20 protein-coding genes are annotated in these 20,453 nt (G+C 37.7%); 8 read left to right on the forward strand and 12 right to left on the reverse strand.

Going from position 1 to position 20,453, the window contains the following annotated elements:
* Positions 1-41: 41 nt before the first annotated feature.
* Complete coding sequence (locus tag AC3ITD_RS16510; RefSeq protein ID WP_265798565.1) at positions 42-410, reverse strand: YccF domain-containing protein; 369 nt, start codon at positions 408-410, stop codon at positions 42-44.
* Between the two features lie 118 nt (positions 411-528).
* Between AC3ITD_RS16510 and AC3ITD_RS16515 the strand changes: the two genes are divergently transcribed.
* Positions 529-882, forward strand: coding sequence for a hypothetical protein (locus tag AC3ITD_RS16515; protein WP_489361355.1), 354 nt, complete (start codon positions 529-531; stop codon positions 880-882).
* A 158-nt stretch (positions 883-1,040) separates the two neighbouring features.
* Here the strand turns inward: AC3ITD_RS16515 and AC3ITD_RS16520 are convergent, their stop codons facing one another.
* On the reverse strand, positions 1,041-2,240 hold the full coding sequence (locus AC3ITD_RS16520) for a DUF1501 domain-containing protein (protein WP_489361357.1): 1,200 nt from the start codon (positions 2,238-2,240) through the stop codon (positions 1,041-1,043).
* Positions 2,241-2,265: 25 nt separating this feature from the next.
* Positions 2,266-3,708, reverse strand: coding sequence for a DUF1800 domain-containing protein (locus tag AC3ITD_RS16525; protein ID WP_489361359.1), 1,443 nt, complete (start codon positions 3,706-3,708; stop codon positions 2,266-2,268).
* Positions 3,709-3,781: 73 nt separating this feature from the next.
* Between AC3ITD_RS16525 and aat the strand changes: the two genes are divergently transcribed.
* The gene (aat, locus tag AC3ITD_RS16530; RefSeq protein WP_489361361.1) at positions 3,782-4,432 is read left to right on the forward strand and encodes a leucyl/phenylalanyl-tRNA--protein transferase; all 651 of its coding nucleotides are present in this window, start codon (positions 3,782-3,784) and stop codon (positions 4,430-4,432) included.
* A gap of 87 nt (positions 4,433-4,519) precedes the next feature.
* Here the strand turns inward: aat and AC3ITD_RS16535 are convergent, their stop codons facing one another.
* From AC3ITD_RS16535 to fcl, 7 genes are all read right to left on the reverse strand, one after another.
* Positions 4,520-5,302, reverse strand: coding sequence for a 3-keto-disaccharide hydrolase (locus tag AC3ITD_RS16535; RefSeq protein ID WP_489361363.1), 783 nt, complete (start codon positions 5,300-5,302; stop codon positions 4,520-4,522).
* Between the two features lie 67 nt (positions 5,303-5,369).
* The gene (locus tag AC3ITD_RS16540) at positions 5,370-5,687 is read right to left on the reverse strand and encodes a YgaP family membrane protein (protein WP_489361365.1); all 318 of its coding nucleotides are present in this window, start codon (positions 5,685-5,687) and stop codon (positions 5,370-5,372) included.
* Positions 5,688-5,743: 56 nt separating this feature from the next.
* Positions 5,744-8,635: a DEAD/DEAH box helicase gene (locus AC3ITD_RS16545; protein WP_489361367.1), complete on the reverse strand. Its 2,892-nt coding sequence runs from the start codon at positions 8,633-8,635 to the stop codon at positions 5,744-5,746.
* Between the two features lie 134 nt (positions 8,636-8,769).
* A complete protein-coding gene (locus AC3ITD_RS16550) occupies positions 8,770-9,345 on the reverse strand; it encodes a pentapeptide repeat-containing protein (RefSeq protein WP_265798573.1) in 576 nt (191 codons plus the stop codon).
* Between the two features lie 207 nt (positions 9,346-9,552).
* Positions 9,553-11,253 carry a glycoside hydrolase family 3 protein gene (locus AC3ITD_RS16555; RefSeq protein WP_489361370.1) on the reverse strand — a complete coding sequence of 567 codons (1,701 nt, stop codon included), beginning with the start codon at positions 11,251-11,253 and terminating at the stop codon, positions 9,553-9,555.
* Between the two features lie 227 nt (positions 11,254-11,480).
* Complete coding sequence (locus AC3ITD_RS16560; protein WP_265798575.1) at positions 11,481-12,413, reverse strand: hydrogen peroxide-inducible genes activator; 933 nt, start codon at positions 12,411-12,413, stop codon at positions 11,481-11,483.
* Between the two features lie 65 nt (positions 12,414-12,478).
* Positions 12,479-13,405 carry a GDP-L-fucose synthase gene (gene fcl / locus AC3ITD_RS16565; RefSeq protein WP_265798576.1) on the reverse strand — a complete coding sequence of 309 codons (927 nt, stop codon included), beginning with the start codon at positions 13,403-13,405 and terminating at the stop codon, positions 12,479-12,481.
* 116 nt (positions 13,406-13,521) lie between these two features.
* Here fcl and trmB point away from each other — a divergent pair, with 116 nt between their 5' ends.
* The 5 genes from trmB to AC3ITD_RS16590 all read left to right on the forward strand — a co-directional run bounded on the left by trmB (position 13,522) and on the right by AC3ITD_RS16590 (position 15,943).
* Positions 13,522-14,172 carry a tRNA (guanosine(46)-N7)-methyltransferase TrmB gene (trmB, locus tag AC3ITD_RS16570; RefSeq protein ID WP_265798577.1) on the forward strand — a complete coding sequence of 217 codons (651 nt, stop codon included), beginning with the start codon at positions 13,522-13,524 and terminating at the stop codon, positions 14,170-14,172.
* Positions 14,172-14,501, forward strand: coding sequence for an MGMT family protein (locus tag AC3ITD_RS16575; protein WP_265798578.1), 330 nt, complete (start codon positions 14,172-14,174; stop codon positions 14,499-14,501). The genes trmB and AC3ITD_RS16575 overlap by 1 nt, the downstream gene beginning before the upstream one ends.
* Positions 14,502-14,583: 82 nt before the next feature.
* Entirely contained in the window at positions 14,584-14,937 is a 354-nt protein-coding gene (locus AC3ITD_RS16580; RefSeq protein WP_489361374.1) for a carboxymuconolactone decarboxylase family protein, read from the forward strand.
* A 168-nt stretch (positions 14,938-15,105) separates the two neighbouring features.
* On the forward strand, positions 15,106-15,354 hold the full coding sequence (locus AC3ITD_RS16585; RefSeq protein WP_489366696.1) for a four helix bundle protein: 249 nt from the start codon (positions 15,106-15,108) through the stop codon (positions 15,352-15,354).
* 1 nt (position 15,355) lies between these two features.
* Positions 15,356-15,943, forward strand: a complete 588-nt coding sequence (locus AC3ITD_RS16590) for a DNA-3-methyladenine glycosylase I (protein ID WP_489361376.1) — start codon at positions 15,356-15,358, stop codon at positions 15,941-15,943.
* Between the two features lie 6 nt (positions 15,944-15,949).
* Here AC3ITD_RS16590 and AC3ITD_RS16595 read toward each other — a convergent pair whose 3' ends face one another.
* Together AC3ITD_RS16595 and AC3ITD_RS16600 are read right to left on the reverse strand one after the other, a co-directional pair.
* Complete coding sequence (locus AC3ITD_RS16595) at positions 15,950-16,630, reverse strand: hypothetical protein (RefSeq protein ID WP_489361378.1); 681 nt, start codon at positions 16,628-16,630, stop codon at positions 15,950-15,952.
* Positions 16,631-16,676: 46 nt separating this feature from the next.
* Positions 16,677-17,447, reverse strand: coding sequence for a hypothetical protein (locus AC3ITD_RS16600; protein ID WP_489361379.1), 771 nt, complete (start codon positions 17,445-17,447; stop codon positions 16,677-16,679).
* Positions 17,448-17,556: 109 nt separating this feature from the next.
* On the opposite strand from AC3ITD_RS16600, the gene polA reads away from it, so the two are divergent.
* Positions 17,557-20,364, forward strand: a complete 2,808-nt coding sequence (gene polA / locus AC3ITD_RS16605) for a DNA polymerase I (protein ID WP_489361381.1) — start codon at positions 17,557-17,559, stop codon at positions 20,362-20,364.
* Positions 20,365-20,453 lie beyond the last annotated feature (89 nt).

A 20,453-nucleotide genomic window follows, 5' to 3' on the forward strand; every position in this document is an offset into this window, starting at 1 on the left:
TTCCATTACAATCGGGGCTAGTAAACAAAACCTGCAGCCTTTTACGAAATTGACTTTCCAAATGGCGTGAAAGCCAAATTCATCAATTTGAAATGCTGCCTGCCAAAAGGAATCCCGATAATGGTAATGCAGAATAAAATGCCAAATAACAAATGCGTTAGCGCAATCCAAAAACCGCCACAAACCAGCCAAAGGATATTCATGATGGTAGATAGACAACCTGTATTGGATGAAGTATCGGTGATTTTAACGCCAAACGGAGCTAACCCAACAATGGCAAACTTAAAACACTGGATGCCGAAAGGAATACCTACAATGGTTAAGCATAAAATTAAACCACCAATAATATATTCGAAAAATATAAAAATTCCGCCAAAAATAATCCAGATGATATTGCCTAAGAAGTTCATTCAATTTTTTAGGTTAAGATATATATTGGCCTAAAATGTTACACTACGAAAATTGATTTCTGTTTTTTCATTGATTGATTCTTATTAATTTACACTCACACACAAAGGAAAACAAATTATGAAAAACCTATTAATTGCGGCCGCACTTGCCGCCTGCTTCGCAACAAGTATTGCAAAAGCCCAAACTGTAAGCGGCCTCAGGCTGAGCGAATTAAAAACGGATTACATTCAGTTTAAACCTATTTCCAGAACATTCTCCGAGAAAGTATTTATCGCTGTAGATTATGGGCAAAATGTACAATATGTAGAAGACAGTTTTATTAAGGATGATGATGGAAAAAGGATGGAATTTAAATCTGCGATGGATTTTTTGAATAAAGTTAAATCTTATGGATACGAGCTGTTTCAAGTCTTTTCCGAACAAACTGGAGCCGACAGTAGCAGGCCCGTGTATGTACTCAAAAGAAAATAAAACACCAAAAATCTAAGGGTTTCAGGTCATTTGAAGTCTCCATACTTTAAGCAAAAAGAGCGATTCATTTTAGGAATAGCTCTTTTTGTTAACGTGACCGAAATTTTTGCTGTGCTTATGGATTAGGTCTAAAAATTTCTTCTGAACTTTTTTAAATTTTAAATAAAATCTAGGGTATTAAACTTCTTATTTAAAATATCGGCATTATTTACATCCAGCCATTTATCTAAAATGGTGCCGTAAACCTGTCTAAAATCCAGCTGATATTTCAAATCACCAGTATCTAAATCGCTTAAATTCGGAGCGCTGTTAAATATGCCCTGTTTTTTTAACCTTCCGCCAAAAACGAACATATTATTTGCGGTGCCGTGATCGGTACCGTTACTCGCATTCTGCTCTACGCGACGGCCAAATTCTGAAAAAGTAACCACTAAAGTATCTTCCAGTTTATTGTTCGATTTTAAGTCTTTCAAAAACGCAGCCATGCCTTCGCTGTATTGTTTCAGCAAATTTCCCTGTTGGTTTATTTGGTTAACGTGTGTATCGAAACCGCTCAGGGAAACGTAATATACCCTGGTTTTCAATCCAGATGAGATAAATTTGGATACCGTTTTCAATTGATTTGCAAAACCACTTTGAGGATAGGTGGATTTTGATTGGTAAATTTTAGACGTATTTTGAATGTAACTTGCCGATGATTGCGTTTCGATCATGGTCTTGTACAAATAACCTAAATTATCTTCATCCAAATGCTCCTTATCACTCTTAAGCACAGCCTTAAAAAAAGGTTCGTTAGTATTGCGATATAAAGCCGCCGGGTCTTTCACGGCCATTCCTTTCTTGGTTTGTCCTTTCATGGCCAAAGAAAGTGAGTCATCAACCTCTATGGCAGTGTAGGGAAATTTACAGGTTTGGCAATTGCTATCGAGGTATCTTCCTATCCAACCGGTAGATAAAAACTGGTTGCTATCACTTCCTGTTTGCCAAATATCCATCGAACGGAAATGTGAACGATCTGGGTTTGGATACCCAACATCGTTGATAATCGTCATCCAGCCGTGATCGTAAATTTCTTGCAGTGCCTGCATATTCGGATTCAAACCTTGCATATCGTTCAGCTTAATCACTTCTTCTGGTTTGATAGCAATGCCCTTACGTTTCTGATAGTAAATATCGTTCCCAAACGGAACAACAGTGTTTAAGCCATCATTACCACCAGAAAGCTGGACCACCACCAAATTTTTATATAAACTTAGCTCATCAAGTGCCATCGCCTCAACTGGTTTCATAAATGCTGGCACGAACAACGAACCTGCTGCTACAAAACCTGTATTTCTTAAAAAATTTCTTCTGTTCATCTTCTTATTTTTTTTGATTGATGATTTAGCAAAGCTGATATTCGGGCATGCTTGTAATTTCTATAGCTGTGCTTCTTAAACCCTTATTATCAGCAACCATTCTGGTTATTTTATCATTCAATTTAGGCTGCAACAAGAATTCCGTGAGCTCCACAGGAGTTAATTCTTTGGGTAAAGTATCTAAAAATTTTGGCCAGTCGGCTTGGGCATTTACGTACGTTTTTGGCTTCTTGGTATTATTAGCCATGGTTGTGGCGGTTCTGCTCATAGCAATTACAGCTTCGTCTTCCGGATCGGCTTTACCGCTAAAATCGATTTCGCCATCGTTTAAAACCAACGAGGGGATCCGCATTCTGAGCATCAGCGATGAGCTATCAATCCAGCTTTGCCCGCCTGGCCAACCTGCCACGTTTGGTGGATTAAATAGGTATTGCCCTAAGCTACTTTGGAGTTGAATGAGTACTTGCGGCTTATTGTAGGTAACGAAAAATTCGCGACTTAAACCAATCAAAAACTCAGCGGGCGATTTTATTTTAGCACCTACATTTTCCGGGCTGTAAAACCAATCAGCGGTAAACAATTTCCGCATCATTTCGGATATATCGTATTTAGCGTTATAAAAATGGTTTGCCAATTCTTTAACGTGTTCTTCATTAGGAGTATCATTTACAAAAAACTTATAAATTTTTCTGCTGATGAAGGTGGCAGTTTCGGGTTTATCCAAAATAATATCGATGATATTTTCGCCTTCGAAATTTCCAATTTTACCGAAAAAGGTTTTGGTACCATCATCATGTTGGTTCTTCCTAAAAAAGAAAGTCCCATCTTTATCGTAAGTCCAACCGGTAAATGCCCTGGCCGACTCTTTAATATCATTTTCTGTATAATTACCTCTACCTAAAGTAAATAACTCCATCAGTTCACGGGCAAAGTTTTCATTAGGTTTACCTTTTTTGTTCTGCTGATTATTGAGATACTGCAACATAGCGGGAGATTTTGATACTTCAAGTAACAGCATTCTGAAGCTTCCTAAACCATGCTGGCGTTGTATGTTGTTGAGTTGTTGTGCATACATGGGGTTACTGTTCCGGCAAGCAAAATGCCCATGCCAAAATAGGGTCATCTTCTCTTGCAATGGGCTATCGGTATTGATCATCTTACTAACCCAGGCAATATTCAAATCGCGACTTACCGCGTTCTGCATTTGGACAATTTCCCTACGCATTTTCTTTTCATCATCAGTTGGATCTTTTTTCGCGTACAAGCCGGCTTGAACCAGCATTTGCCTTCTCGATTCGAAATCGTTTGCCAAAGTGATGGCACCGCCCTTGTTGGGTTCTTGAAGTAACCCATCAACAACTTTGTTGATGTTCTTTTTGCTTAGTTTATTTAAATCAGGATAAGAAATGCCGAAGCCTGCACGGTTGTAAAGATGCTTTACTTTGATGAAATTATCTTTTGCGCTCATAATGGACAATTTAACAGTATGACATAAATTAAACGTCAGGGTTTAATGTTTGTTTTCTTTCTTATTTTCGCACATGTTTTTTCAACTGCTTGAAGAGAACCATAGTTTTCCCGATCCGAAGTTAGCTGAACCTGATGGTTTATTGGCGATTGGTGGTGATTTAAGTATAGATAGATTACTCAACGCCTATTCAAATGGGATATTTCCATGGTTTAGCGAAGGTGATCCTATCTTATGGTACGCCCCTCATGAGCGATGTGTAATTTTTCCAGAAAAAATAAAGATTAGTAAAAGCATGAAAAAAGTTTTAGCTGCTGAAACTTTCGCCGTTACTTTTGATAAAGCATTTACTGATGTAATTATAAATTGCGCCAATACACCACGGCAGGGCCAAGATGGCACATGGATTACCGATGAAATGCAAAAAGCTTATATCAATTTACATGAACAAGGTTTTGCCCACAGTATTGAAGTTTGGTTAAAAGAAACTCTGGTTGGCGGATTATATGGCTTAAAAATTAATCGTGTTTTTTGTGGCGAAAGTATGTTTAGCCATGTCAGTAACGCTTCGAAAGTTGCCTTAATTTATTTAAGCAAATTGAATGTTGAATTAATTGATTGTCAAATGCCGAACGATCATCTTTTGAGTTTGGGTGCAGAAATGATTGATATGAAAGATTATCTCGACATATTGCAAGAAAAAAGAAACCTTCCATCGAAATAGCAATATTAACTTGTTAAACTAAGCATCGTCAAAACAAAGGAAATAAAAAAACCTGCAACTTCACATTTGCAGGTTTCAATTTTAGGTTTACAATTCTCTAACCCAAATATTTCTAAAGCTAATAGGAGGACTAGGATCGCCATGATCTTGCAATTTAATTGATGATGGACCATGCTTCTTATATTCTGGCGCACCAATGTACCTGGTTTCTCCTTTTAGTACAAAGCTGTTTTGCAAGAGTACACCATTTAATAATACCGTTACGATAGCCGGTTTTTCAACCGCACCATCATCGTTAAAACGTGGCGCATTCCAGATGATATCATAGTATTGCCATTCTCCTGGTTTTTTATTTGCGTTGGCTAAAGGAGTACTTTGTTTGTAAACACTTCCAGTTTGACCGTTTACATAGGTTTTGTTGTTATAAGCATCCATAATCTGAATTTCATAACCGTCATCTCCTCCGCCAGTCGACGCTAAAAACACTCCGCTATTCCCTCTCGCTTGTCCTTCACCCGTAATATTTGCAGGAATTTTCCATTCCATGTGCAATTGATAATCGGTAAACTTTTTATTCGTTTCGATATTTCCTGTACCTTTTTTAACGGTAAAAAAACCGTCGTCTATTGTCCAGGCGGCAGGTTTTGTAGGGTCTTTTACCGAATGCCATGCATCCAGGTTTCTACCATCAAATAATATGATGGCATCCGAAGGTGCATTTTGAGGGAGTTGACCTGGTGAAATAACTTTAGGAACGGGTTCCCAAACCTCTGTCGTTTTAGGATCTTTGGCTGGATCAATCTTCTTTTCCTGTGCAATTGCTGACATGCCTAGTAAAGTTGGAATAATAAATAATGCGTATTTGCTCATAGTTATTGATTAACATTTAAAGTTAACCAGTTTATTAAGAAATGAAAGTTTCGTATTGAATTTATTACTACAACTCTGTAGAAATGATAGTTTCTTTAATCACAATATCATCCGATTCTAAATCTAAATCTTGCTGCTGTTCTGCCAAATCGCGGGCCGGGCAATAACCTGTAATGCCGCGGTATAACAATCCGGCACCAACTACTGCGCCTGTAGCCCCAATTACCGGATGAGAAAAAATGCTGGTTAAACCTTTAAACAAAAGGTAGGAACCCACCACTCCAGATAATATGCGCTCAGAACGTGAGGTGTTTTGAAATAATTCAGGGTACTTCCAAGCCTCTTTAACATTATTCAAGGCTGTATTTAAATTTTCATTTGTCATGATCGTAGATTTTAAATTCTAGGATATAACAAATTCATTTTGATAGAGTTTTAGTATTACCTTAATAAATCTTTAATATCATCTTTACTAAGCGATTTAAAGAAACTCTCTTCGGTGGTAATTAATGAATTGGCCAAAGACCTTTTGCGATTTTGCAGCGCAAGAATCTTTTCCTCAACAGTATCTTTCGCAATAAATTTGTAGATAAAAACCTTTTTATCTTGACCAATCCGGTGTGTTCTATCAATGGCCTGCTGTTCTACCGCAGGGTTCCACCATGGATCCAAGATGAAAACATAATCTGCCTGAGTAAGATTTAAACCTACACCACCAGCTTTGATAGAAATCAAAAACACTTTTAAATTTTCATTCTGTTGAAATTCCGAAACAGTTTCGCCTCTATTTCTGGTTGCTCCATCTAAATACGCAAAAGGAATGTGTTCTGCATCGAAGTGTTTTTTAAAGATATCCAGATGTTTTACAAATTGAGAAAACACCAACACCTTATGTCCACCCTTTAATACATTATCAAGTGTATGGATTACATTCTCAAACTTACCTGAATCAGAATCGTAGGTTCCATCGATCATAACCGGATGGTTAGCTAATTGTCGCAGTGCGGTTAAGCCCTGCAAAAGTTGAACCTGTTTTTGCGCAAAAGTGCCGTTATCCATACTTTCCAATAAATCGTTGCGATAAGCAGATTTGATTTTTTCGTAATAAGCGGCTTGATCTTCGCTCATATCGCAATAAATGACCTGCTCGGTTTTTGGAGGTAATTCTGCGGCCACCTGTTCCTTGGTTCGGCGAAGTACAAAAGGTTTTATTAAAGACTGGAGTTTTCGTGCTTTTTCTTCATCCTTCTTTTTTTCGATCGCCTGTACATATTCATCATAAAAAAAAGCTTGCGTACCCAGTAATCCAGGGTTTAAAAAGGTAAGCTGCGACCACAAATCACCTACTGAATTTTCTACTGGCGTACCACTTAGAATAAGTCGGTGTTTAGATTTCAAACTCCGAACGGATTTGAATGATTTAGAAGATGGGTTTTTGATATTTTGGCTTTCATCCAAAATAACATAATTGAAGTAAAAGTTTTTTAGCTCTTCTATGTCTACCCTGGTCACACCGTAAGTGGTAATAATAATATCGTAGCTGGCAAACTTCGCTACATCTTTATTTCGATTACCACCCGTATGGGCATAGATTTTCAGCTTTGGGGTAAATTTCTTTGCCTCGGTAAGCCAGTTATAAATTAACGAAGTAGGCATAATAATTAAGGAAGTAGATTGTAATCCACCAGCTTGATCATCCTCTTTTACTTTTTGCAACATAGCCAGCGTTTGGATAGTTTTACCCAAACCCATATCATCGGCCAAACAACCGCCAAAGTTATATTCCCTCAAAAAGCTAAACCAATTGTAACCAGCTTTTTGATAGTCGCGTAAACTGCCCTTAAAATTAACTGGCATCTGTGTATCGGCGATATCCTCAAAATCTACCAATCGTTGCAGCTTGCGTTCTAAGGTTACATTCGCCAAACTGTCTTCAGCCAAATCATTTATTAAACCGATATGATGCTTTTTTAACTTTATTCCACCGGTAGTTTCCGCAAGGCTAAACAGACTTCCATATTGGGTGAACCATTTTTCAGGGATGATGGCTACTTCTCCATCGGGAAGCAAAAATTCCCTTCGTTTGTGTAAAATATGCTGTTTTAATGAAAGGAAAGGAATCTGGTATTTACCGAACCAAACTACCGCATTGATATCGAACCAATCGTTGCCTTCCTTTACCTCTAAATCAATTTTATTGGCTCCGAAAACAAAACGCTTTTGCCCTGTGGCTTGTTCAATTTCAAAACCTGCGGCAAGCAAAATTTCTATGTGCTCATTCACCCAGTTAATTGCTGCATAACTCGGGCTTTCTTCTTCTACAGCAACCTCTAAATTACTAAAAAGCGAACTTGTTTTTTTTAACCCCAGGGACAAAAGTAAGTTATATTGTTTTTTCTCCCAATCTGCCGAACGTTTTATACGATGGAAAATATAATTGTCATCAGTTTTCTCTAAACGAACGGTTACTTTGTGTGCGTTTTCGACAGGGAAGGTATATTCGCCATACTTAAAATATAACTGAATTTGCGATAAGCCACCATCAACATATAAAACCTTTATAATTGGGATTGCCTCAAACTGTTCTGTTCTGATCTCAAAACCCTCGGCGTAAACATGGTGCTTTTCAATAAGTGGAGCAACAAACTTTTCAAAGTATGTTGCCTCGGTAGCTTTCGGAATAGCAATGTATCGTTTCGCCAGAAATGGCTGCAGTTTTTTTCCTTCTATATCCTGATCAAAAAAGTAAAGTACATCATTTAATAATAACCAGGCAGGTTTGTTACTAATAATCTGCGCCTCCTTAAACATGAATTCGATGCGCAGGTTTTGATATTTAATGGTAGGGAAATACCTAGTTTCGGTTTCATTTCTACGGAAGTGGAAAAGGATTGAAGCAGGTTCGGCAGCCAATTCGATTTTGCGCTCAACTGGCCACCCGTCTTTATCCATGACGTAAAGTTCATTTTTAACCTTCAATATCTCGAGTGCTTCGGCAAGTTTTTTTTCTATTTTAGGGCGAACACTATCATAGAATTTAACATCGAAGATTTTGGTAAAAAACTCGGTAGGTCTGATTAACTTTTTATAGTATTTTTTGATTACAGAATCTTGCTCTATATCATCCAAAATCTTAATTAGCTTATAGTCGATTTCAGTTAAGCAAGCTGCAAATTCTTCTGCGGTATGGGTAAAAATTCGTTGATAGGTAAATGAAAAATCACCTTGTGGATTTAATTGAACAATATGAGGCTCAATTAAATAGCCTAAATACTCATGTTTGCACAAAGAGTACACCACTTTACAAGGTTTAGAACTATCGACGCGTAACATTGATTGGGATAAAATTTTTCTAAGCTACCTCGCTTAAAAAACTTTAAACTTACAATATTTTCAGGTTACATCAAAAGAAGTGTAACATTTTAGCGAAGAATTATTCCTTAATTTTTGGAAGCTTTTATCTTTATCTATTGGCTGATTAAAATATCATATTTAGTAAGAAGGCCAGCTAACCCGGATTGGGAAAATTTAGCTTTTTTTATCCGATTATTATCCGGATTGATAGAATAACTATAAGCCGTTTTAAAATCGGCTTTTTCTAGAATCGTTTTATCAAACGTTGCGCTCAATAAATCGCAATTATCGAAGATGGAATTAGACAAATCGCATTCAGAAAAATCAACTTCGTGGAGTTGTGAATTTCTAAATTCGGTCTTTTTTATTTTGAGTTTATAAAAGGAAGAATGATCGATTTTACAATTATTAAAATAGAAAGCTAAACCAAAATCATTGCAACTTTCGAAGCGCAAACCGAGCATTTTACAATCGTTAAAGCTTACTTCATTAAATGTTGTTTTGGTTAAATCAGCTAAGCTTAGGTTACAAGAAATAAATTCGCAATCGAGAAATTTTACACCACTTAAATCGGAGCTGGAAAAATTACAACCATTGAATTTACAGTTTTCGTATTCTGCTTTTGATAATGAACGTAAAGTAAAATCCTGTTTATTAAAGGTTTGTTCGGCGATGTAATTTTCTGACATTTGATTGCAAATTTTCTCAAAACAAAGATAAAAATTATACTTGCTGACAGGAAAATCAATGAAAGAAAATGCTGAATAAATTTAGCAGATATTAGTTAACAGATGAATATCGGCGTGATGCAGATAATCATCTGATAACTAACCCTATTTACAAAACTTAAGCTCGATTAGGAAATAGCAATTTTTTCAATCCGCATTTATATCAACCTACAATCCATCACCAAACTTATAATTAGGCAAAATGCTTACTGGCAACTTCCCTTTTGGCACCAAACGGTTATTAATTACCGCAGCTGCCGAAACTTGCATATAGTCTTCTTTTTGGTAAGCCACTATTAAACCTTTACTGTTTTCCAGGCCTGGTAGAGCCGATAAATTATATGGATTTGCAAAAAGAGAAAATACAGTATTCTTTGTTGAAAGTTCCTTAATAAAATTTTTTACGCCTGCGTTTAATGGAATATTATTTCCTGGTCTGGCTCTACTATCGTGAATCCCTACAATTACCTGATCAAAGGCGCCAATTTCTCTAGCTACATTAGATATTTGAGTTGACGTTGCATCCTTATCCAAAACGTAATAAACAGAGTTGTAAAATCCTTTTGAGATCTCTTTTTGGAATCTGGTAACCGATGGAACACCAATACTGATAATGGCTGTCCTTCTAATTGGCACCATATTTTTAATGTAGTCTTTTCCTTTAAGTAAGGTAACCGAGGCATTGGCCAATTCCTGCACCAGGGCAGTGCTTGTACCTCTATTTACACCAGCAACAATTCCTTGGGTAACTACGGTATCTCTCCTGCCCAAACCTGCCCAATATTTGGCAGTTAATATTTTCCTCACACTTTCATCAATAGCTTTCATATCGATTCGGCCTTGCCTTACCGCTTTTCGTACTAAAGTTATGGCTCTATCGCTGTTTTCCGAAAGCTCTAAAATGTCATTTCCTGCAATAATGCCCAACAAATCCGACTCACCATTTTTGAAATATTTTACCACGCCTTTCATATCCATGGCATCAGAAATAATTAAGCCTTTAAATCCTAAACGTTGCTTCAAAATCCCCGTAACGATTGGTTTTGACAGTGTTGATGGTAGATTTGGGGTGTTATCTAAAGACGGAATATTCATGTGAGCAATCATCACACCTGAAGCACCTTGCTTAATTAGTTCTCTGAAAGGATACATCTCCAAACTATCCAATCGGGCCGCTGTAAAGGTAAGTTGAGGAAGATCGTAATGCGAATCCACATCCGTATCGCCATGGCCAGGGAAATGTTTTAATGTGGTTAGCAAGCCGCCATCTTGCATCCCTTTCATGTAAGCGCCGGTTTTGGTTGCTACATTGTATTTATTCTCACCGAACGAGCGATAATTGATTACTGGATTTTTTGGGTTATTATTGATATCGGCATCAGGTGCAAGATTCATCTGCATACCCATTCGCTTAAAATCTTTGGCCACTTCCTGGCCCATTCTATAAATCAAATCCGTGTTCTGGATAGCTCCAAGCGTCATTTGGTAGGGGAACGAAATGGTACTATCCAAACGCATACCCAAACCCCACTCGCCATCATTTGCCACGATTAAAGGTAGACGACTTACTTTTTGGTAGGCATTTGTAGCACGGGCTTGCCTTACTGGTCCGCCCTGGAAAAATATCACCCCTCCCAACTGCTCTTTTTTAACTACCAAACCTACCGAATCGGTATATTTCTGACCTAGATTGGTGTGCGCCCGAACGAAAAACATTTGGGCAATTTTTTCTCTACGATTAAGTTTTTTAAAAACAGAATCAACCCATTTGGGCTGATTGGCTAACATCTCTAGATAAGTAGGCTTTTGCGCATGAGCTGAATATGCAGCTATGCATAATATTACAATTAGGAATATATTCTTTTTCACGTTGTTTTGTTGTGACGGCTAAATTAATAAGTAATAAGCGAATAAAACAAAAACCAAACCAAGTAATTAATTTAATACAATAGGTTGTAGAGCAGGCTATGCAGATGATTAATGGTTTTGAATCAAAAATTTGGAAGTGAGCATTATGTAACTCTTCTCTTGAGTCAGCCGCTAACGGCTATTTATAGAAAGAAGATGGATATTCTAAATCAAAAAACAAGCTATGCTTAAATTCCTACAATGTCTTTTTTCTTTTTTTGCTTCATTGTTTTTGGGATAATGGCTAAAATCTCTTCTTTCAAGGCATTCAACATTCTCATCTTAATGAAGTTTTTGTGTGTAACCAAACTAATTTCCCTTACCGGTTCTGGAGATTTAAAATGACGGATTTTATTGGTTTGTTTGGCATTTAATTCTGCAATGGCCAATTCGGGCAGCAATGTTGCACCACCGTTCAAATCTACCATCCTCACCAAGGTTTCTACACTGCCGGTATTATATTCCAAACCCTGTAATCTGTTGTTTTTTGTTGATCGGCAAATGTTCAGCACCTGGTTTCTCATACAATGTCCTTCATTTAATAACCATATGTTTTCATCGTTAAGGTCTTCAGCATCTACAGCTTTCTTTTTGTAAAGCTTACTGTTCTTGCTAATGTAACTTACAAAGCTTTCGTAATACAATGGCGATTCGATAATGTTAGCATCTGTTAAAGGCGTGGCCAAAATACCACAATCCAGTACACCTGTTTTTAAATGATGAATAATATCTTCGGTAGTATATTCCCAAATGAGGAGTTTTAGTTCAGGGTATTTTTCCAGCATTGCTGAAATCACCTGAGGCAGTAGATATGGGGCCACGGTAGGTATAACTCCAATGCGCAATTCGCCAAGTACATCTTGTTGCTGGCTATTGATGAGCTCTTTTACCTTTCCACTTTCCTGTAAAATGATCCTGGCTTGTGCAATTATTTGCGCACCGATTTCAGTTGGAGATACTGGCTGTTTGCTTCTATCAAAGATTTTAACGCTTAGCAATTCCTCCAACTTTTGCACTTGCATGCTTAATGTTGGTTGCGTTACAAAACATTTCTCTGCAGCAATAACAAAACTCCTGTAAGTATCTACGGCAACGATGTATTCAAGCTGAACTAAAGTCATTATAGTTAAAATTTATTAATTTGCTCAAATATATCAATTTTAACTATCAAAAAATATAGCTTGATTTAATACCTGCTTTGAAAATCCTGGTAGGCCAATTCAATCCCCTCTCTTAATTCTATTTTATGCTTCCATCCTAAATTATGCAATTTAGTTACATCCATTAATTTACGCGGGGTACCATCAGGTTTTGAGGAATCAAATACAAGCTCACCTTCAAACTGTAAAACCCCTTTTATCAGCAACGCTAAGTCTTTTATGGTAAGATCATGGCCAGTACCAATGTTGATCAGGTTAGGCTCACTATAATTTTGCATCAGATAGAAACAGGCGTCAGCTAAATCATCAGCAAATAAAAACTCTCTCATCGGGGTACCCGAACCCCAAACCGTAACGCTTTTATGATCATTTATTTTTGCCTCGTGGATTTTCCTAATTAGCGCAGGCAAAACATGTGAATTTTCAGGGTGGTAATTGTCGTTATAACCGTAGAGATTGGTTGGCATTACCGAGATAAAATTACAGCCATATTGATCACGATACGCATCGCACATTTTAATCCCTGCAATTTTAGCAATGGCATATGGTTCATTGGTGTGCTCCAATGTGCCGGTTAATAGGTAATCTTCTTTTAATGGCTGTGGTGCCAATTTTGGATAAATACAGCTTGAGCCTAGAAACATCAATTTCTTAACACCACATAAAAAAGCATTATGAATCACATTATTTTGGATGGCTAAATTTTCATACAGGAAGTCTGCCCGGTAAGTATTGTTGGCTACAATACCGCCTACTTTGGCCGCAGCAAGAAATACATAATCTGGTTTTTCCGCCTCAAAAAACTCGGTTACGGCATGTTGATTTCTTAAATCTAATTCAGCAGAAGTTCTGGTGATTAAATTATCGAAACCTTCTGCTTCCAGCTTACGGAGAATTGCCGAACCAACCATACCGCGGTGGCCAGCAATGTATATTTTAGCGCTCTTTTCCAATGTGTTGCTTTTAAATAATCTGCAAAAATACAATTGATAAACTGAAAAGGAATCATTATGGCAGGAAAAACAACTCTGGATAATGTTTTAATTGTAAATTTGCCAAAAAAAAACTTTTGGGTAAAGATAAACTTAGACGTTTTGCTGAGATAGAAACTTTTGCAAACGTATATCAATTAGAGGAAGGGAAAGCGCTTAAAGGCCAATGGGCTGCTGAACATTTCAAAAATGATAATCCCGTCGTACTGGAGCTGGCTTGTGGCAAAGGCGAATACACGGTAAATTTGGCAACATTATTTCCTGAAAAAAATTTTATCGGTGTAGATTATAAAGGCAACCGCATCTGGCGTGGCGCAAAAACCGCCATTGAAGAAGGAATTGACAATGTTGCGTTTTTAAGAATTCAAATCGAGAATTTGTTGGATTATTTTGCTGAGGGAGAAATCGACGAAATCTGGATTACTTTTCCCGACCCTCAACCACAAGACAGCAGAGAGAAAAAACGCTTAACTTTCCCTGTGTTTTTAAATCGCTACAAAACAGTTTTAAAGCCAGGGGGTAAAGTAAATCTAAAAACGGATAACGACCAGCTTTATGCCTACACTTGTGAAAAAGTGGAGGAACTAAACTTGGTTGTACATAAAAATACTGATCATTTGTACACATCTGATTTAGCAGATAACGTGTTATCTATTAAAACTTATTACGAAAAGAAGTATTTGCTTCACGATAAAAATATTAATTACATTCAGTTTTCATTTGAATAATGGATACCAACTTTTACGAAATGGTGTATGAGATTGCCCGCTTAATTCCGAAAGGGAGAGTGACTTCTTATGGCGCTATCGCGAAGAGTTTAGGAGCAGCAAAATCATCGCGAATGGTTGGTCATGCCATGAGTTACGCTGGTACAGCACACCCGAAAGTACCCGCACACCGGGTGGTAAACAGTAACGGTTTGCTTACGGGGAAATTTCATTTCGATCCACCAGAACTGATGGAGGAATTGTTGTTGAAAGAAGGTGTGGAAGTAAAAAATGATAAGGTAGTGAACTTTAAAAAGGTATTTTGGAATCCGATGGATTTGGAGGAGTAGCCAATTTCAGTTTTCAGTTTTCAATTCTCAGTTTTCAAATTCCAATTATCAATCATCAAAGTTTAATCATTCAATAATTATTATGGGAAAGTTAGTAGAAGAATTTAACGGCTATCGTGAAAAAATGAACGATAGAATAATGGAAACTGCCAATACAAACATCAAACGTTTCTTCGCTTTGGATACCACTTCTTATGCCGAAGGCGCCCTCGACGTCAAAACAAAAGAAATGTTAGGTTTGGTGGCTTCAATGGTTTTGCGTTGCGATGACTGCATTAAATATCACCTAGGGAAATGCCATGATGCAGGCGTAAACAGCGATGAAATGAATGAAATCTTTATGATCGCTAATTTAGTAGGTGGCAGTATCGTTATTCCACATTATAGAAGAGCGGTAGAGTATTGGGATGAACTTTCGCTTAGTCCGAAGTCTTAAGTCTATAGTCCTTAGTCTCTTTTCGAAATGCTATATTAGATAAAAAGATAGCATGGGAAAATTTAGAGAACTAATCGTTTACAAGAAAGGATTTTCATTGTTAATGGAAATCCTTTCTTGTAAACAAATGACTTTCCAAAAACTGAACAATATAGTTTAGTTGATCAAATCAGAAGATCATCAAGATCTGTTTGTAGTAGTGTTGGAGAAGCATATAAAAAGAAAAGATATCCCAATCATTTCATTAGCAAATTAACAGATGCTGACATGGAGAATGGTGAAACACAAGTTTGGCTTGATGTTGCATTGGCCTGCAGATATATAACTATTGAAACATTTACTGCATTAGATTCGCAATGCGAAGAAATTAGTAAATTGCTGAACTTCATGATTAACAATCGCGCTAAATTCGCGTAATATGACTCACGACTCTAGACTGAAGACTAAGGAATTGCAAACACGCTGCTCATGGGCAACTTCCGACCCGCTCTACATAAAATACCATGATGAAGAATGGGGAAAGCCTGTTTATGATGATAAAATATTATTTGAGTTTTTACTTTTGGAGGGAGCACAGGCCGGCTTAAGCTGGATTACCATTCTGAAAAGAAGAGAAAGTTACAGTAAGGCATTTGCAAACTTTGAAGTAGAAAAAGTAGCGGCTTTTGATGATCAAGATGTAGAACGGCTATTGAACGATCCGGGCATCATCAGAAATAAGTTAAAAGTAAATGGTGCGATTACGAACGCTAAATTATTCATCGAAATTCAAAAGGAATTTGGGAGTTTCTCTAAATATATGTGGGGCTTTATTCCTGATGGAAAACCAATCGAAAATAATGTAGAAAGGATGAGTGATGTTCCAGCAAGAACAGAGTTATCTGATGCCATTAGCAAAGACATGAAAAAGCGTGGCTTCAAATTCTTTGGAACCACAATATGTTATGCTTTTATGCAAGCCACCGGAATGGTCAATGATCATTTATCAAACTGTTGCGCCAGATAAGAGCTGCTACTTTTTTGTCGAGTTGTACGCTTTAATCAACTCAATTACCTCGCGACTATCAAACGATACACTATTCTCCACTTTAGCTCTCATACTTTCATTATCTCCCAATTTTTGCAGCAAAATCGTTTTCACGCTTGCCTTTTTATCTTCATCGGTAATGGCTTTCATGGGTACTTCCTGTAACGGCCCGGCGCCTGGCTTTTCAATAAAATAACGCACAGCAGGGGCTCCGGCTGGTCGCTCTGGCGCTGCACTTCTTCCTCCACCAATACTGATTCCTCCACCCATTCCCATACCTCCAAAGCCTCCTGTTCCAGTTCCAATACCCACTGAAGGCCTAAATCTTACTTTTTTATCTTTTGTCGGTGGCATCAACGTTCCTCCTCCAAAAGCATAAAGGTTAACGGCTCCCAATTCAATCACTTTCACAAAACGATATTCAAAATTACGGCCATTAGCAAAGCCCCTACTTAGGTAGCTATCGCCATTCCAGAAAAAATTCTTTACATCCTTCGCTGGAAGTATAACATCAGCTTCGTCATTTGCACTAATCAATACGGAGAAATAATCGGTGCCTTTTATAGTACCACGGATCACCTCATCATTATTTTTAACAATGAAATCCTGAGCAAAGGAACCTGTACTGACAGAGAGAAATAAAAGAATGCTTAATAAAATTTTCATCGTGACTATGCTTCTCACAAATAACGCTACAAATTACTGAAATGTATTAATTCAAGTTAATTTTAATGTTACCAGCATTTATATCGCTGTGTTTTTGCCGGAAGTTTAAAAACGCATCTTTCATCTTACCATAAGCATAACCTTTAGCATTCGAGAAATTTTTACCCAGGGCATAAAATTTATTAAGCACGTAAGTATTAAAGAGAAAATTTTTCAAATCATTATCTGCCTGCGTATCCGAAAATACTTTAATTAAATTCTCTCGGTCAACAAAAGAAGCAATTCCTACCTTCATATTGAGGTACTGCATTTCTTCATTTATCAACTGCTTCGAATCTACAAAGACATCAGCTGTTTTAGTTATTGTTTCAATTTTAAGTAAATGTGGTGCAATTTCCCGTGCTAACATCTCTTTCGTTACCAACACCAATCCTTCAGGAATGTAGTAAAGGGAATCAGTATGGTAGGGATCAACATACAGCACCACCTGCTCTTTGGTAGAAGGATTAGTTAAGACATAACGGTCTACAATTCCAGACTTACCAGCGGTGCTCGATCTACTTGTAAAATCAATTGCAGTACCGTTTGGCCACCTAAACGAACTTTCCAATTTGGCCATGCGCAATTTCAATAAAGATCTATCTGCAAGATTAGTAAATGCACCAGTGGCGATAGGCCTTTCTACCGACGTTCCATAACCTTTGCTATAGCCTTTTGAATTTTCAAAAGTGATGTAAGTAATTAGCGAATCGGAAGGGAGCTGAGCCTTTGCAAAGCCTATAGTAAGACAAAAAATTAGTGTAGGAAATGTTTTCATAAAGCGTTTTTCATTGATGATGTTGAAAATACGTTAATTCAATAAAAGAATTTGTTTTTTGTTGAAAAACCGGTTTACGGTTATGGGGAACTTTGGTTACTTTTATCATATGAATAAAAAACTCTTTCTTTTAGATGGGATGGCGCTGATGTACCGGGCACATTTTGCGTTGAGTAAAAATCCCCGTTTTACCTCAACAGGAATAAATACATCGGCCGTTATGGGCTTTACCAATACTTTGCTTGATGTATTAAAGAAAGAAAAACCAACACATATTGCAGTGGTTTTCGACACCGAAGCGCCTACAGAAAGACATACCTCTTTCGAAGCTTATAAGGCTCATCGGCAGGCTATGCCTGAAGATTTGGCAGCCGCAATGCCTTTTGTAATCAAACTAATCACCGGCTTTAATATCCCAGTAATTACTTCCGATGGTTATGAGGCCGATGATATTATCGGAACATTGGCCAAAAAAGCAGAACAAAAAGGTTACCAGGTGTATTGTATGACGCCTGATAAGGACTTTGCACAACTGGTATCAGAAAATATTTTCATCTACAAACCTGCCCGTATGGGAAATGGAATGGAAATTTTGGGCGTCAAAGAGATTTTAGCCAAATGGGAAATAGAAAACGTGCTGCAGGTTATCGATATTTTAGGATTATGGGGAGATGCCGTTGATAATATTCCAGGAATACCTGGTATTGGTGAAAAAACCGCGAGAGCGCTCATCAAACAATATGGTTCGATGGAAAATATTATTGCGCATTCACATGAACTCAAAGGTAAGCAGCGAGAAAATGTGGAGAATTTTGCGGAGCAAGGATTAATTTCAAAAAAATTAGCCACTATCCAGCTTGATGTACCTGTTGAGTTAGATGAAGCCAGCCTAGAACTTTGCGACCCTAGTCGCGATTTATTGGAACCACTGTTTACCGAACTGGAGTTTAGAACACTTGGCAGACGGGTTTTTGGAGATGAATTTTCGGTAACTACAGCGAGGTTTCAGGAAGGAACACAAACTGATCTTTTTGGAAATCGATCTGGAGAAGCGATTCAATATACCGATACCATTGAAGAAGAATCGGCGGAGAAACTACCGGCCAAAACGATTGAAAATACCGAACATGATTATGTTTTAGTAGAAACGGCAGCACAAAGAGCAGATTTAATTAAGCTTTTGCTGGCTGAAAAAAGGATTTCTTTTGATACGGAAACGACTGGCACCGACGCAAACATGGCTGAGCTGGTTGGATTATCGTTCTCCATGAAACCAGGCTCTGGTTATTATATTCCCGTTTCAGCAATAAGAGAAGAAGCGCAGGCGGTAGTTGATGAGTTTAGGGTGGTGCTCGAAAATGAGCAAATAGAAAAAATTGGGCAAAATACTAAATATGATATTCTGGTATTGAAATGGTATGGTGTAGAAGTGAAAGGAAAACTTTTTGATACCATGCTTGCCCATTACCTCATTGATCCGGATACGCGACATGGGATGGATGTACTTTCTGAGAACTATTTAGGTTATTCGCCAATTTCCATTACCAAATTAATCGGTGCAAAAGGTAAAAATCAATTAACCATGCGTGATGTTCCTGTAATTGATGTGGTGGATTATGCCGCTGAAGATGCCGACGTAACGCTGCAGCTGGCCCATATTTTCGAACCAAAATTAAAAGAGCTGAATGCGGCGAAATTAGCGGAGGAAATTGAAAATCCATTGGTTTATGTTCTTGCTGACATTGAAAAAGAAGGTGTAAGGATTGATATTGACACCCTTATTGCCTACTCAAAAGAGCTGGAAACCGATATCATTAAATTTGAACAAAATGTTTATGATAAAGCAGGGATAAAATTCAATTTAGCCTCACCGAAACAATTGGGAGAAGTTTTATTCGATAAGCTTCAATTAGACCCTAAAGCGAAAAAAACTAAAACAGGTCAGTACCAAACCGGCGAAGATGTGCTTACCGCCTTAGCAAGCAAAAGCGACATCGTAAAAGATATTTTGGATTTTCGCCAGTTGCAAAAATTGAAATCGACTTATGTAGACGCCTTGCCTTTAATGGTAAACCCAAAGACCGGAAGGGTACATACCTCATACAATCAGGCTGTTGCCGCCACGGGAAGGTTGAGTTCTAACAATCCGAATTTACAAAATATCCCTATTCGTACCGAACGCGGTCGCGAAGTAAGGAAGGCATTTATTGCCCGTGATGAAAACCACATTCTGCTTTCTGCAGATTATTCGCAGATTGAGTTGAGAATTATTGCAGAAATTAGCAAAGAGGAGAACATGCTTGATGCATTCAGCAGAAATATTGATATCCACACCGCTACCGCCGCAAAAGTATATGGAATTGGCATTGAACAGGTTGACAGTACGCAACGTAGAAATGCCAAGGCTGTAAACTTTGGAATAATCTATGGCCAATCTGCATTCGGACTTTCGCAGAACTTAGGTATTCCCCGGAAAGAGGCTTCTGACATTATCGAACAATATTTCACTCAATATCCTGGCATTAAGCGCTACATGAGCGACACGATGAACTTCGCCCGTGAAAATGGTTTTGTAGAAACCATAATGGGCAGAAGGCGGTATTTACGAGACATTAATTCTGCAAATCAAACGGTGCGTGGCTTTGCAGAACGAAATGCCATTAACGCACCTATTCAAGGTTCTGCCGCCGATATGATTAAGATTGCGATGATCAATATTCACAAAGAAATGAAAGCGCAAAACCTACAATCAATGATGACCATGCAAGTACATGATGAGTTGGTGTTTGATGTATTGAAATCTGAAAAGGAGGTGATGAAAGCAATCATTCAAGATAAAATGGCAAATGCGATAAAATTGACGGTTCCAATCGTTGTTGAAATTGGTGAAGGAGATAATTGGCTTGCTGCACATTAGGAAATTTTATTCCTATCTTCATTAAAACTTCATCCCGATTAATCAATTTTATATCAACAAATAAACGAGTAAAACAAAAAATTAAAGAC

The organism is Pedobacter sp. KH_004 (genome assembly GCF_057840755.1).

Coding starts and splice junctions, on each gene's coding strand:
- AC3ITD_RS16510 (WP_265798565.1), bottom strand. CDS start 410: ATGAACTTCTTAGGCAATATCATCTGGATTATTTTTGGCGGAATTTTT.
- AC3ITD_RS16515 (WP_489361355.1), top strand. CDS start 529: ATGAAAAACCTATTAATTGCGGCCGCACTTGCCGCCTGCTTCGCAACA.
- AC3ITD_RS16520 (WP_489361357.1), bottom strand. CDS start 2,240: ATGAACAGAAGAAATTTTTTAAGAAATACAGGTTTTGTAGCAGCAGGT.
- AC3ITD_RS16525 (WP_489361359.1), bottom strand. CDS start 3,708: ATGAGCGCAAAAGATAATTTCATCAAAGTAAAGCATCTTTACAACCGT.
- aat (WP_489361361.1), top strand. CDS start 3,782: ATGTTTTTTCAACTGCTTGAAGAGAACCATAGTTTTCCCGATCCGAAG.
- AC3ITD_RS16535 (WP_489361363.1), bottom strand. CDS start 5,302: ATGAGCAAATACGCATTATTTATTATTCCAACTTTACTAGGCATGTCA.
- AC3ITD_RS16540 (WP_489361365.1), bottom strand. CDS start 5,687: ATGACAAATGAAAATTTAAATACAGCCTTGAATAATGTTAAAGAGGCT.
- AC3ITD_RS16545 (WP_489361367.1), bottom strand. CDS start 8,635: ATGTTACGCGTCGATAGTTCTAAACCTTGTAAAGTGGTGTACTCTTTG.
- AC3ITD_RS16550 (WP_265798573.1), bottom strand. CDS start 9,345: ATGTCAGAAAATTACATCGCCGAACAAACCTTTAATAAACAGGATTTT.
- AC3ITD_RS16560 (WP_265798575.1), bottom strand. CDS start 12,413: ATGACTTTAGTTCAGCTTGAATACATCGTTGCCGTAGATACTTACAGG.
- AC3ITD_RS16575 (WP_265798578.1), top strand. CDS start 14,172: ATGGATACCAACTTTTACGAAATGGTGTATGAGATTGCCCGCTTAATT.
- AC3ITD_RS16580 (WP_489361374.1), top strand. CDS start 14,584: ATGGGAAAGTTAGTAGAAGAATTTAACGGCTATCGTGAAAAAATGAAC.
- AC3ITD_RS16590 (WP_489361376.1), top strand. CDS start 15,356: ATGACTCACGACTCTAGACTGAAGACTAAGGAATTGCAAACACGCTGC.
- AC3ITD_RS16595 (WP_489361378.1), bottom strand. CDS start 16,630: ATGAAAATTTTATTAAGCATTCTTTTATTTCTCTCTGTCAGTACAGGT.
- AC3ITD_RS16600 (WP_489361379.1), bottom strand. CDS start 17,447: ATGAAAACATTTCCTACACTAATTTTTTGTCTTACTATAGGCTTTGCA.
- polA (WP_489361381.1), top strand. CDS start 17,557: ATGAATAAAAAACTCTTTCTTTTAGATGGGATGGCGCTGATGTACCGG.